General features: G+C 54.8%; 14 protein-coding genes and 1 riboswitch. Of the genes, 13 read left to right on the top strand and 1 reads right to left on the bottom strand.

Annotated elements, in window-relative coordinates; all coding sequences use genetic code 11:
- Positions 1-47: 47 nt before the first annotated feature.
- From I1M21_RS00925 to I1M21_RS00900, 6 genes are read left to right on the top strand one after another with little or no spacing between them, the layout of a single operon-like run.
- Positions 48-2,627: a heavy metal translocating P-type ATPase gene (locus I1M21_RS00925; protein WP_195192046.1), complete on the top strand. Its 2,580-nt coding sequence runs from the start codon at positions 48-50 to the stop codon at positions 2,625-2,627.
- Positions 2,628-2,638: 11 nt separating this feature from the next.
- Positions 2,639-3,139, top strand: a complete 501-nt coding sequence (locus I1M21_RS00920; protein WP_195192045.1) for a DUF6921 family protein — start codon at positions 2,639-2,641, stop codon at positions 3,137-3,139.
- Between the two features lie 7 nt (positions 3,140-3,146).
- Positions 3,147-3,686, top strand: a complete 540-nt coding sequence (locus tag I1M21_RS00915) for a pilus assembly protein PilX (protein ID WP_195192044.1) — start codon at positions 3,147-3,149, stop codon at positions 3,684-3,686.
- Positions 3,683-5,233, top strand: a complete 1,551-nt coding sequence (locus I1M21_RS00910) for an FAD-dependent oxidoreductase (RefSeq protein ID WP_195192043.1) — start codon at positions 3,683-3,685, stop codon at positions 5,231-5,233. Before I1M21_RS00915 ends, I1M21_RS00910 begins: the two co-directional genes overlap by 4 nt.
- 6 nt (positions 5,234-5,239) lie before the next feature.
- Positions 5,240-5,941 (top strand): succinate dehydrogenase/fumarate reductase iron-sulfur subunit, encoded by a 702-nt coding sequence (locus I1M21_RS00905; protein WP_195192042.1) that lies wholly within the window; start codon positions 5,240-5,242, stop codon positions 5,939-5,941.
- Between the two features lie 3 nt (positions 5,942-5,944).
- A complete protein-coding gene (locus I1M21_RS00900) occupies positions 5,945-6,232 on the top strand; it encodes a DUF4491 family protein (protein ID WP_195192041.1) in 288 nt (95 codons plus the stop codon).
- A gap of 54 nt (positions 6,233-6,286) precedes the next feature.
- Here I1M21_RS00900 and I1M21_RS00895 read toward each other — a convergent pair whose 3' ends face one another.
- Positions 6,287-6,712 carry a DUF4368 domain-containing protein gene (locus I1M21_RS00895; protein WP_229025490.1) on the bottom strand — a complete coding sequence of 142 codons (426 nt, stop codon included), beginning with the start codon at positions 6,710-6,712 and terminating at the stop codon, positions 6,287-6,289.
- Here I1M21_RS00895 and I1M21_RS00890 point away from each other — a divergent pair.
- From I1M21_RS00890 to I1M21_RS00860, 7 genes are all read left to right on the top strand, one after another.
- Entirely contained in the window at positions 6,711-8,324 is a 1,614-nt protein-coding gene (locus I1M21_RS00890) for a recombinase family protein (protein WP_195192039.1), read from the top strand. The genes I1M21_RS00895 and I1M21_RS00890 overlap by 2 nt on opposite strands.
- Before the next feature lie 33 nt (positions 8,325-8,357).
- Positions 8,358-8,519 carry a hypothetical protein gene (locus tag I1M21_RS00885; protein WP_195192038.1) on the top strand — a complete coding sequence of 54 codons (162 nt, stop codon included), beginning with the start codon at positions 8,358-8,360 and terminating at the stop codon, positions 8,517-8,519.
- A 92-nt stretch (positions 8,520-8,611) separates the two neighbouring features.
- Positions 8,612-8,804: riboswitch (FMN riboswitch) on the top strand.
- Positions 8,805-8,809: 5 nt separating this feature from the next.
- On the top strand, positions 8,810-9,400 hold the full coding sequence (locus tag I1M21_RS00880) for an ECF transporter S component (RefSeq protein WP_055252299.1): 591 nt from the start codon (positions 8,810-8,812) through the stop codon (positions 9,398-9,400).
- Complete coding sequence (locus I1M21_RS00875; RefSeq protein ID WP_195192037.1) at positions 9,397-11,301, top strand: energy-coupling factor transporter ATPase; 1,905 nt, start codon at positions 9,397-9,399, stop codon at positions 11,299-11,301. The genes I1M21_RS00880 and I1M21_RS00875 overlap by 4 nt, the downstream gene beginning before the upstream one ends.
- A complete protein-coding gene (locus I1M21_RS00870; protein ID WP_195192036.1) occupies positions 11,301-12,101 on the top strand; it encodes an energy-coupling factor transporter transmembrane component T family protein in 801 nt (266 codons plus the stop codon). Before I1M21_RS00875 ends, I1M21_RS00870 begins: the two co-directional genes overlap by 1 nt.
- A gap of 30 nt (positions 12,102-12,131) precedes the next feature.
- Positions 12,132-12,578 (top strand): pyridoxamine 5'-phosphate oxidase family protein, encoded by a 447-nt coding sequence (locus tag I1M21_RS00865; protein ID WP_195192035.1) that lies wholly within the window; start codon positions 12,132-12,134, stop codon positions 12,576-12,578.
- Between the two features lie 45 nt (positions 12,579-12,623).
- A complete protein-coding gene (locus I1M21_RS00860) occupies positions 12,624-13,034 on the top strand; it encodes a pyridoxamine 5'-phosphate oxidase family protein (RefSeq protein ID WP_195192034.1) in 411 nt (136 codons plus the stop codon).
- The last annotated feature ends 162 nt before the right edge of the window (positions 13,035-13,196 follow it).

Below are 13,196 nucleotides of genomic sequence, written 5' to 3'. Positions count from 1 at the left end.
TTGAAGTTGAGCGTTTGAACAACTACACAATTATCAAGGAGGATAATATGGAGCATATCTTCATTCTCAAAGGTCTGGACTGCCCAAATTGTTCTGCAAAAATTGAGAAGGAAGTTGGAGAACTGGCGGGAGTCCAGCTTTCTTCTATGAATCTCATGAAACAGACCCTGACGGTTCAGGCAGAAGCATCTGTAACCAATCTGCTTGATACTGTCACGACCATCGTCCATAGCCACGAGCCGGATGTGGAAGTATCGGAAAAGCTGACTGCCACTGTCACGAAAGCCTTTCTGCTAAAAGGCTTGGACTGCCCGAACTGCTCTGCAAAAATCGAAAAAGAAGTCGGCGAACTGGAGGGCGTTGCGGAGTCCACTATGAATCTGATGCAGCAGACCCTGACGGTTCAGGCTGCTCCGGCGATTGCCTCCACGCTTCTGCCGCAGGTCGAAACCATCGTCCATAGTCATGAGCCGGATGTGGAAGTGTCGGAAAAGCTCACTGCCACTGTCACGAAAGCCTTTCTGCTAAAAGGCTTGGATTGCCCGAACTGCTCCGCAAAAATTGAAAAGGAAGTCGGCGAACTGGAGGGCGTTGCGGAGTCTACTATGAATCTGATGCAGCAGACCTTGACGGTCAAGGCTGCTCCGGCGGTTGCTTCCACGCTTCTGCCGCAGGTTGAAACCATCGTCCATAGCCACGAGCCGGATGTAGAGGTGTCGGAAAAAAGCGAAGACACCGCAGCGCCACAGGAGCAGAAAAAAACATCCATTTTCAATGCAGAGGACAAAAAGCTGACGATTCGTTTGTTTACAGGTGCCGTGCTTTACGGAATCGGCATGGCGTTGACCGTCTTTGCAAAGGTATCGCTTCCGGTTGAGCTTGCGTTTCTGATTGTGGCGTATGTGATCCTTGGCGGAGATGTTGTCTGGCAAGCGGTGAAAAACATCTCCAGAGGACAGATATTTGACGAGCATTTCCTCATGAGCCTGTCCACCATCGGCGCATTTGCCATCGGCGAATACCCGGAGGCTGTTGCCGTTATGCTGTTTTATCAGATCGGCGAGTTTTTCCAGTCGCTGGCGGTCAAGCGTTCCAGAAAATCCATTTCCGACCTCATGGACATTCGCCCGGATGTGGCATCCGTTCTTCGGAATGGAGAACTGCGCACCGTTTCCCCGGAAAGCATTGCCGTGGGAGAAACCATCGTTGTAAAGCCCGGAGAAAAAATCCCGCTGGACGGCACGATTCTGGACGGCAGCTCCATGCTGGATACCAAAGCGCTGACAGGAGAATCGCTGCCGAAAGAGGTGCAGAAGGGGGACGAGGTTCTGTCCGGCTGCATCAATCAAAGCGGCGTTCTGACCATTCAGGTCACAAAGAGCTTCGGCGAGTCCACTGCTTCCAAAATTATCGATCTTGTGGAAAATGCCTCCGCAAGAAAGGCACCTACCGAGAATTTCATTACGACATTTGCCCGCTACTATACGCCTGTTGTTGTGATTCTGGCTGCGCTGCTGGCACTCCTGCCGCCCATCCTCACCGGCGGCAACTGGGCGGAGTGGCTGCGCAGAGGTTTCGTGTTCCTGATTGTTTCCTGCCCCTGCGCTCTGGTAATCTCCATTCCGCTGACCTTCTTCGGAGGAATCGGCGCAGCCTCCAAGCGCGGTGTCCTTGTCAAAGGCAGCAACTATTTGGAAGCACTGAATAAGGTCAGCGTTGTTGTGTTCGACAAAACCGGTACGCTGACAAAAGGCGTGTTTCAGGTGACGGAAGTCGAAACCGCCAACGGGTTCGACCGGGAGCAGGTTCTCTTCCATGCAGCTCAGGCGGAAAGCTATTCCAACCATCCCATCGGCAAATCTATTCTGTCCGCATACGGGAAGCCTGTTGATCAGTCTGTTATTTCGGACTATCAGGAAATCTCCGGACATGGCATTAGCATTTGCAGCGAGGGCAAGAAAATTCTTGCCGGAAACAGCAAGCTGATGGATGCAGAGCAGATTCCTTACACGCCCTCCGATGCAATCGGAACCAAGGTATATGTGGCAATCGACGGCGTGTATGCCGGGTGCATTCTGATTTCCGATGAAGTCAAGGCGGACAGCAAAGCTGCGATTGCCGCATTGAAACAGGCAGGCATTGAAAAAACGGTGATGCTCACCGGCGACGATGAGAAGATTGGCACAGCGGTTGCCAATGCGTTAGGTCTGGATGAGGTCTGCGCACAGCTATTGCCGAACCAGAAGGTAGAAAAGCTGGAGGAACTGGACAAGAAAAAGCGCCCCGGTAGCAAGCTGGCCTTTGTTGGCGATGGCATCAATGACGCACCGGTGCTGGCCCGTGCAGATGTGGGTATCGCTATGGGCGGACTTGGCTCCGATGCCGCTATCGAAGCTGCGGATGTGGTTCTGATGACAGACGAACCCTCTAAGCTGGTAGAGGCCATTCAGGTTGCAAAGGCCACCAAACGAATTGTCATGCAGAACATTATCATCGCCTTGGGTATCAAGAGCGTATTTCTGATTCTCGGTGCCTTCGGCATTGCTGGAATGTGGGAAGCCGTATTCGGTGATGTAGGCGTGACGATCATTGCCGTCCTGAACGCAATGCGGATTCTGAAAAAGTAAGAGGTGTTGCCATGAAGCGCAGGCTGATTCTTTTGGCAGTGGTTGTGGCACTGCTGGCAGGCTTTGGCGCGCTGCTGCATTCACCGCCGTCACTGGTGGATGCAATCAGCGGCGCGACACCAAAGGCAAAGAAAGCGGAGCAGGCTTCTGCACAGCTCAGCGGAGATTATGTGTTTTGCATCAACGCCGCAGAGCTGCCGGATTCCGGATTCCGCACGGAACTGAAAGACATGATTTCCGGCGAGGATGAATCAGTATCAGCCCCATCGGAAAAGCTGAAACTCTATGTCAGTGATACGGATTACGCATTGATTCGGTATGCGGAAAAGGTATGCCAAACTCTGCGGGAATCGGGACTGGATATTCAGGTGAAAGAATGCAGTGCTACCATGTTGCGTTCCAGAGCCGTAAGCGGACAATATCTGCTGCTGCTTTTCTCCGCAGATCTGATGGATGCCGAATCCGTAGCCGATGCGGACTGTATCACGCTGCACAGCACAGAAATGAGGTGAACAGGATATGCGAAAGCTGAATACCATTCTCTCTGTTCTTCTGCTGGTGATTTTCCTGCTTCACGGCATCATGGGCAGCTTTATGCTGCTCGGCATCGGCAGCAATGCCGGGAAAATTCTTGCATGGGTGGGCGTGGCTGTTCTTGCGGTTCATGCAGGAATCGGCATCATTTTGACCGTGCAGACACTCCGGGCAGAGAAAAATAGCCCCAATCATTATCGAAAACAGAATGCTATGTTCTGGGCAAGACGCGCCAGCGGATTTGCGATTCTCATTCTGATGTTTTTCCATATCGGACTGTTCGGCGGTGTGCAGGACGGTGCCTATATCCTGTTTCCGTTTACCACGGTCAAGCTGATTGCGCAGCTGCTGCTGATTGCATCGCTGGCGGTGCATCTGATGATCAACATTCGCCCGCTGCTGGTGTCCCTTGGTATTATCCGGTTTCGGGAACGGCGGGGCGATCTCTATCTGATTCTATCGGTGATTTTCCTGTTTTCCGCCGCTGCGGTTATTCTTTATTATGTGGGGTGGCAGCAGCTATGAAAAAGAAAATCGTTATTATCGGCGCTGGTCTTGCGGGGCTTTCCGCAGCCTTGCAGACCTCTGAAAACGGCAACAAAGTCGTACTGGTGTCCGCCTATCCCTCCGAACGGGCGCAGTCCGTCATGGCAGAGGGTGGCATCAATGCTGCCTTGAACACCAAAGGCGAGGATGACAGTCCGGAACAGCATTACGCAGATACAATCCATGCTGCCTGCGGCCTTGCGGACGAAAACGGAGTCTGGAATCTGACCCATGCAGCGCCGGAGCTTGTCCGGTGGCTGCATCGCATCGGCGTTCAGTTTAACACCAGCGGAATCGATGAGCCGGATCTGCGCAATTTCGGCGGTCAAAAGAAGAAGCGCACTGCTTTTGCCCAGAGCGACACCGGCAAGCAAATCATGACCGCACTGATTGATGCTGCGCGGGAGCAGGAAGAGAACGGAGCCGTTAAAAGGCTCAGTCATCACGATTTTGTCACGCTGCTCATGGAGGATGCAGCCTGCTGCGGCTGTGTTGTTCGTGACCGATATTCTGGGGAGCGTCTGACGCTGTCCGCAGATGCCGTTATCATTGCCACGGGCGGAATGCACGGCCTATTTGGTGACACCACCGGCTCTTTGTTCAATACAGGGACGGTCACGGCAGAGCTGTTCCGATTGGGTGTTCCGATGGCAAATCTGGAAATGATTCAGTATCACCCTACCACCGTACCAATCGGCGGCAAGCGAATGCTCATCAGCGAAGCGGCCCGCGGAGAGGGTGGCAGACTCTTTGCCATGCGGGACGGAAAGCCGTGGTATTTCATGGAGGAAAAATATCCGGAGCTGGGGAACCTGATGCCCCGCGACATCACTGCAAGAGAGATTTGGACAGTCCGGCAGCAGAGTGAAGTATTCTTGGATATGACCGGCCTTGCACCGGATGTATACGAGAAAAAGCTTTCCGGTCTGGCAGAGGATTGCAGGGTTTACTTAGGTGAGGACATCCGAAAGGAACCGATTTCCGTCAGCCCCGGTATTCATTATTTCATGGGCGGTATCCGGGTGGACGCGCAGCATCGGACAGGTGTGCAAAATCTCTATGCAGCCGGAGAATGCTGCGCCCTGTATCACGGAGCAAACCGGCTGGGCGGAAACTCGCTGCTTGGCGCACTGTACGGCGGCAGAGTGGCAGCGCAGACGGCCTGCGCAGAAGCAGAATCTGCATCAAAAAGAGCTGTTTCGATTCAACCAAGCAACGCTGTCCTGCCCTGCGAACCGCAGGACAAGGCAGAGCTGAACCGTATCCTGCTCCATGCACTGGGCGTTGTGCGTAGCGGAGATACCATGCAGGATGCTTTGACCCAAATTGCCGGAATGCACGGCAGTCTGCCGCTGCTGGGGCAGGCCGTGCTGAAAAGTGCGCTGGCAAGGAATGAAAGCCGTGGAGCGCATTGGCGTTCGGACTATCCCCAGCGCAATGACGCCGAGTTTCACAAAACAACGGCGGCGTATTATGACGGGCAGACGGTTCATATCTCGTGGGACGCTGTTCCGGAAAGGCGGTGAGCGCAAATGGCATATCAAATTCGGATCAAGCGTCAGTCTGCGCCGGACACAAAATCCTATTGGCAGGAATTTTCCTACGATGGTTCGGCAGATGCTTCTGTTGCCGCAGTCCTCAATGAACTGAATGGCAGGATGCCCCTGACAGATGCCTTCGGCAATCCGGCGAAGCCGATCAGTTGGGAGTGCGGCTGCATGGTTCGCAAGTGCGGTGCCTGCGCCATGCGTATCAACGGCGTTCCGCGCCTTGCCTGCTCCGTGTTTTTGAATACGCTGAAAGGCACAACGGTTACCTTGGAGCCGCTGAGTAAATTTCCGCTGGTAAAGGATCTGGTAGTTGACCGTTCCATTCTGTTTGAAAACATGAAAAAGATAGAGCTTTGGCTGAAAAGCGATGCTTATCTGGCAGAATATACCCATGAAGCACGGTATCAGTCTGCCCGGTGCCTGATGTGTGGCTGCTGTCTTGAGGTGTGCCCCAACTTCTCCGCAGAAGGCAGCTTTGCGGGTGCTATTGCCCCGGTGAATGTATATCGCATTCTGAACGAAGAACAGGATCACTCCCACAGAGAAGAACTGTCCGCCAAGTATAAAGCGGCTTTCTTTGATGGCTGCGGGAAATCTCTATCCTGTCAGGATATTTGTCCGGCACATATTCCTGTCGAGGAGCTTACGGTTCGCTCCAATGCAGCAGCTATTTGGAGGAGATAAGTAATGAATTATTCTGGAATCATAGTTGGATTGATTTCACTTGCTATAATTGGACTGTGGCACTTCATTGTCATTAAAGGGGAGTATCTGCTTGGAAAAAGAATATGCATCCTCATTTTTGCAATTATCGGGTTTATATTCATTTGCGTATCCATGCTTACGGATAATACAGAAATCAGCGTACTGCTTGCATTATTTGGTTTTTCAGCACTCTGGGGAATCCGAGAGGTTGTCGAACAGGAGCGCAGAGTGGCAAAGGGATGGTTCCCCAAAAGAAACAAGAAATATTGATTTATAACAAATAAGGAATTCCCAGCAGTTACAAAGCGTAGCTGCCGGGAATTTTTATCGGCTCATATCAAAATCATGATTGTGCTTTTGCTTCTGCCTATTAGATTTCCGTTGCGGATACCGGCGCTCATATTCGCGCCGCATGGCTTTATCGGAAATGCTATCCGTCGTTTCGCCATCCATGGAACCAACTTTTCCGATGAAGCGGTAGTGAATATCCACCCGCATAATGATTTGTCCGTCTACCACTTCTTTTTCATGCACCACGATCTTCTCGACCAAGGTATGCAGAAGTTCGGCGGTTACTTCGGTGATGTTGGTATATCGTTCTACCAAGTCCGCAAATTCTTTTGCGCTGCGGGCTTTTCTCACATAAGCAGATAGCTGCGTCTGAATTTCCGTATAGTGCGTTTTCAGTTCTGTCATTTCAGCTTTATATTGCAGACTCAGCAGAGATGATGAACTCAGCGAGGAGAGCATGAGCATCCAAACGCAGAAAACCATGCTTGCCCGATTCGCGGGAGAACACGGACTGACGAACTGCCAGTATTTCGTGGATGACGGCTATTCAGGAACCAATTTTGAGCGTCCAGACTTCATGCGGATGATTGAGCTGGTAGAGCAGGGACAAATCGGGACGGTCATTGTAAAAGACCTTTCCCGCATGGGCCGAAACTATCTGCAAACCGGGTATTACACGGAAGTGATTTTCCCGGAACACGATGTCCGTTTCATTGCCATTAACGATAATGTGGATTCAGACAAGGGCGAAAACGAATTTGCTCCTATCAAAAATCTCATGAACGAATGGTATGCGAAAGATTGCAGCCGCAAGGTGCGGTCGGCATTTCGGACAAAGGCAAAAAACGGAGAATATACCGGCGGTTATCCTGCATTCGGATACTGCAAGTCCCCAGAGGACGGGCATAAGCTGGTGCCGGATCAGTTTGCACCCGTTGTGCAGAGAATGTTTCAGATGGCTTTAGAGGGTGAAACCTGCTTCCATATCGCAAGGTATTTGGAAGCGGAGAAAATCCCGACGCCACGGGCGTATCTGATGAATACCGAGGGCAAGTATGTTGCCAACGAGCGGGTGAAGCATCCGTACAGCTGGGCAAAAACAACGGTGAATCAGATTCTGAGCAATCCGATTTATCTGGGCAAGCTGGTCAGTCAGCGGTACACAACACGCTCCTTCAAGGATAAGCGTATTATGGAGCGTCCTGAAAGTGAATGGGTCATCGTCGAGAACACCCACGAACCGCTGATTGATCAGGCTACCTTTGACACAGTGCAGGAACGCATCAAAATCAAGCAGCCTGCCACATGGGAGAACTCCGACAATATGTTCCGGGGATTGATGATTTGCGGCGGATGCAATACGCGGATGGTGTTTTCAACCCGCAAAGGCAGAAAGTCCAAGGGCCATTTCAGCTGCAACAAGCACCGGCGTTACGGCGGCAAGGAATGTTCCGCCCACTATATCACGCTGGAACAGGTAACAGAACTGCTGCTGGGTGACATTCAAAAACACGCAGCATTGGCAGCCGAAGACCGCGATGCTTATGTTGAGCATCTTATCCAACTTTCGGAGCGTGAATGGAACGGCACAAAAGCATCTCAGCAGAGAGAAGCTGATGCCTGCAAGCGCAGATTAGACGAGCTTGACACACTGCTTCAGCGAATCTATGACGATCATGTGTTTGGTCGGCTTTCCGATGAACGCTACGCCGCTATGTCTGCCAACTATGAAGCCGAAATGACAGAACTGAAAACGCACTATACGGAAATTCAGACGCAGCTATCTGCTTATGTGAGAAAAGCCCGCAGCGCAAAAGAATTTGCGGACTTGGTAGAACGATATACCAACATCACCGAAGTAACCGCCGAACTTCTGCATACCTTGGTCGAGAAGATCGTGGTGCATGAAAAAGAAGTGGTAGACGGACAAATCATTATGCGGGTGGATATTCACTACCGCTTCATCGGAAAAGTTGGTTCCATGGATGGCGAAAACTTGCAGACTCCCGGACTTCGCAGGAATGCGAAGCTGCTTGCAGAAGCAGGAGCTATTGCGGCTGCGGGAGCATAAGTCTATGCGGCGCGCGATAAACAAAACACGCCGGTGATCATCAAGTACCCGTTCTGGAACGCGGTCGATAGGAACCCAAAAGCCATCTATGCGTGCGTGAGCTTGGGCGAGGCATGCGCGCCAAAAGCCGTCAACAAGAGGTCGATCCTCATCGACGGCGATATCGGCATGGTCCTTTCGGCCTGCGTCTCTTAAAACCAGGCTTCCTGCTGCCTGGCTCAGCTTCAAGGCAAGATAAATTGCCCTTGGCATACTTGCGCGAGCATCTGCTCGTGCTACACTTGCAATTGCTGTTTCAGGGCGGGGTGGAATTCCCCACTGGCGGTAAATCGGGCGGTGCCACAGGGGCGCCGTGGCGCAGGCGAGGTGCCTGTGTTCGAACCGATGAGTCCGCGACCCGTGTGTGCGTTGGTTCGCATGCCGGCTGAACTGGTGAGATCCCAGTACCAACGGTTAGAGTCCGGATGAAAGAGGCAGGTGATCTTATGTCTGAACAGTCGCAGCATATCCATTTTGAGAACACGAATAGGTGGAGCACCAAACAGCTCGTTACCATGGCGCTGATGTGCGCCTTGGGTGCCCTGTTTATGTATGTGCAGTTGCCCATCCTTCCCTCGGCGCCGTTTTTGACGTATGACCCGTCGCTGGTGCCGGCGATGGTTTGTGGATTTGCGTATGGTCCCGGTGCCGGTACTGCTGTTGCCGCCATGGCGATCGTTATCCATGCGCTTACCACAGGTGACTGGGTCGGCGCGCTTATGAACCTGGTGGCTACGCTGGGCTATATTCTGCCTGCAGCCATCGTGTATCAGAAGATGCATACCTATAAGGGTGCCGTGATTGGCCTGGTGCTCGGCGTCATTGCCGCTACGGCGTTGTCTATGGTCGCAAACCTTACCATTGGCGTATGGTTCTGGTATGGCTCGGTCGATGTGATCGCCCCGCTCATGATTCCTGCCGTGCTGCCGTTCAACCTTATCAAGACCGTGCTTAACTCGGTGTTGACGCTGGCGGTGTACAAGGCGGTCTCCAACCTCATCACGCCTAAAAAGGACCAGGTCAAAGGCCGCGCATGATTGAGTGTCGGGGCGTTTCCTTTAGCTATGACGGTGCCGTACCGGCACTCGACGGCGTCGATCTGAACATCGAGGATGGCGAGTTTTTCTGCATCCTCGGTGGCAATGGGTCGGGCAAGTCGACGTTTGCCAAGCATCTGAATGCACTGTTGCAGCCCGATGCGGGCACGGTACGCATCAACGGCATGGATGCGTCCGACCCCGAGATGGTTTACGACATTCGTTCGACCGCGGGCATGGTATTCCAGAATCCCGATGACCAGCTGGTGGCAACGCTTGTCGAAGATGACGTTGCATTTGGTCCCGAAAACCTTGGCGTGCCATCGGCACAAATCGCGCAGCGCGTACGCGAGGCGCTGAAGGGCGTGGGCCTGGTGGGCTTTGAGCGCCACGAGACCCACGCTCTCTCGGGCGGACAAAAGCAGCGCGTTGCGCTTGCCGGCGTGCTCGCCATGGAGCCGCGCGTGCTCATCTTGGATGAGGCCTCCTCGATGCTCGATCCGCGCGGGCGCAAGGGCCTTATGAAGGCCTGTCACGCGCTGCACGAACGCGGCATGACCATCGTGATGATTACGCACTTTATGGAGGAGGCCGCTGAGGCGGACCGTGTTGCCGTGTTCCGTGCCGGTCGCGTGGCAATGCTGGGCACGCCCGAGGAGATCTTGACGCGGGCGGACGAACTCGCGCGGCTGAACCTGGATATGCCGGCATCGTGCTGTCTTGGCAGGGCGCTTCGCGCGAAGGGCTTGCCCATTTGCACACGGGTGCGCGAGGCGGATATGGTCGCCGATATAGCGCAGGCTTATACCAAGCGGAGTAGGACAGGCATCGCCGGGCGGCCTTTCGCATCCGATTCTCGTATTCCCGACAACGTCTTCTCTGCAATCGATGGCGCAGACGCGCTGGAGCCCGTCATCGAGATTTCGCACCTTTCGTATAGCTATTCGCTGAGCGCCCGCGAGCGTCGCCGTTGGCACAAGCGCTCAGCCGTCGAGGGCGCATCGAACAAACAGGCTCTCTGGGGCAACGACCCCAGCAGTCCGTGGGCACTGCGTGATGTATCGCTGACGGTGCGTCGTGGCGAGTTCCTGGGCCTTGCGGGCCATACCGGTTCGGGTAAGTCGACGCTGGTTCAGCATCTCAACGGCCTGATTCGTCCCCAGGAGGGTTCCGTTTACGCGTTGGGGCTCGACCTGGTAAACAAGAAAGATGCTGCCGCGGTTAAGGCAAAGGTCGGCGTGGTGTTTCAATATCCCGAGCGTCAGCTGTTTGCCGAGACCGTGACACAGGACGTGGCATTTGGTCCGCGTAACCTTGGCTTGTCGCAGGCCGAGGTTGCCCGCCGCGTTGAGTCATCGCTCGCGCGCGTGGGCCTCGACCTGGCCACGGTGGGCGATAAGAGCCCCTTTGAGCTCTCGGGCGGGCAGCAGCGGCGCGTGGCGTTTGCCGGCGTGCTTGCCATGGAGCCCGAGGTCCTGGTGCTCGATGAGCCCATGGCGGGGCTCGATCCGGCGGCGCGCAGTGATTTCCTGGAGCTCATCGATCGACTTCACCATGGGGGCCTGACCGTCGTCATGGTCTCACACAGTATGGATGACCTAGCCAATTTCTGCGACCGCATCGTTGTGATGAACGAGGGCACGGTGTTTGCCGAGGGCACGCCCGCTCAAGTTTTTGCGCAAGCGGATGAGCTTAAATCGATCGGCTTGGGTGTTCCCGCTGCCCAGCGCATGGCGCTGGCGCTTGCGAAGGCAGATGTGCCACTGCGCTTTGACGGCCTCTATACGGTTGAGTCGCTGACAGACGAGTTGGTGGACCTGCTAATCGGTCGCTCGGACGGTCCTTCTAACGTCGCGGACATTGCTAAATCCAAGACGGTCGCGCGAGAGGAGGGCTGCTAATGGAGGCGTTTTCGTTTGGCAGCTACTATCCCGGCGATAGTGCAATTCACCGCCTGGACCCGCGAACTAAGTTGCTCTTGGGCTTTGTGTTTCTGATCACGACGCTCACGGTCAGCAGCTTCCGCGGACTGGTCCCGGTCGCAATCTTCGTTATCCTGATCTATACCGTGTCCCGGGTGCCGGCTCGTCGCGTCCTGTCATCGATGGCACCACTGCTGGCGATTGTCGTAGTGGTCGCGGTACTCAACCTGTTTTCCGACCAGAGTGGCCGCACCCTGTGGCAGCTTGTCTTTTTGCAGGTGAGCGAGGGCTCGCTGCGTTCTGCGGCGTTTATGGCGTGCCGTCTGACCCTGATGATGGCCGGCATGAGCGCCATTACACTCACCACGCCGACGCTCGACCTCACCGCGGGTTTTGAGCGCCTGCTCGCACCATTTGCGCGCGTGGGGCTCCCGGCGCACGAGCTCGGCATGATCATGGGTATCGCGCTGCGGTTTATGCCGCAATTTGCCACCGAGATGAAACAGACGGCCGATGCACAGGCAAGTCGCGGCGCGCGCGTGACGGGCGGTCCGCTCGGCGGTGTGCGCATGCTCGGCAGTGTGGCGATTCCGCTGTTCACCGGCGTGTTCCGTCATGCCGAGACGCTTTCGGCCGCCATGGATGCGCGTTGTTATCACGGCGAGCAGGGGCGCACGCGTCTGCATGCGCTTACGTTTGGCCGCGGGGATGCATTGGCAGCGCTGGCGATGGCGCTGCTGGTGACATGCGTTGTCGTTATCAATCTTCAACTCGTTTAAGCTCGATTCGAGCGCAAGAAAGGGGTCTCTATGACCGACATCGATCGCACGGCTCAGCTCGAGCGCGTCTGCTCGTATCTCAGACGCATTCCGGCGTGGTATCTTGCCACGACCGATGCGAGTGACGGGCACCAGCCCCGCGTGAGGCCGTTTTCGTTTGCCATGGTCGATGATGACAAGCTGTGGTTTTGCACGTCGCGCGACAAGGACGTGTGGGCGGAGTTGAGCGCGAATCCCAAGTTTGAGGTATCGGGCTGGAAGCCGGGGGAGTGCTGGATCGTGTTAACTGGCGAGGCCGCGCTCGAGGATGATGCAGTCGTGAGCGACAAGGTTCGCCAGGCTGGCTTTAGGCACATGGTGGGCATTGGCGAGCAACACGATAGCGCCAACGACGGCCGCCTTGCGTTCTTCTCGGTCCGCAACATTGCCGCGCGGTTCTGCGATATCGACGGCAGCGAAGAGCTCCTCGAGCTCTAATGCTCGTCAACCAGTCTTCCGGGGTAGTTAATGACAGGAGGAAACGTGGACGGATTGAATACGGTGCTGGAGTATCTGACGTCGGTGCCGGCGTGGTATCTGGCGACGAGCGTGGACGGGCAGCCGCATGTGCGTCCGTTCTCGTTTGCACAGATCCAGGATGGCAAGCTGTGGTTTGTGACAGCGCGCACCAAAGATGTGTGGCAGGAGCTACTGCAAAACCAGCGCTTTGAGGCCACGAGTTGGTGGCCGGGCCATGGTTGGCTCATCCTGCGCGGGCGTGCTGGCTTGGACGACCAGGCGGCGGCCGATATGCGCGAGGCGGGTTGGAAGCACCTGGAGCGTCTGGGCGAGCACTACAACGGCGCAGACGACCCTATGCTCGTCTTCTTTAGCATCGAGGATCCCGAGGCCTTTATCTGCAACCACGATGAATGGGTTCCGGTCGAGCTCTAGAAATCCGGAACCTCCTCCAGATTCAAACCACAAATCTCCGCATACAGCGGGGCTCAAAATGCCGTGACGCCACCGGGCGTGTCAGGCATTTTGCGCCCCGTTTCTTTTTGTCAATTTTTACGAGTGAATGTGTCCGGTTTGTTTCAATGCATGAATATGCAA

Origin of the sequence: Collinsella aerofaciens (assembly GCF_015546965.1) — a bacterium.
Classification (GTDB): domain Bacteria; phylum Actinomycetota; class Coriobacteriia; order Coriobacteriales; family Coriobacteriaceae; genus Collinsella; species Collinsella aerofaciens_X.
This window is presented reverse-complemented; position numbering and strand designations above follow the sequence as displayed.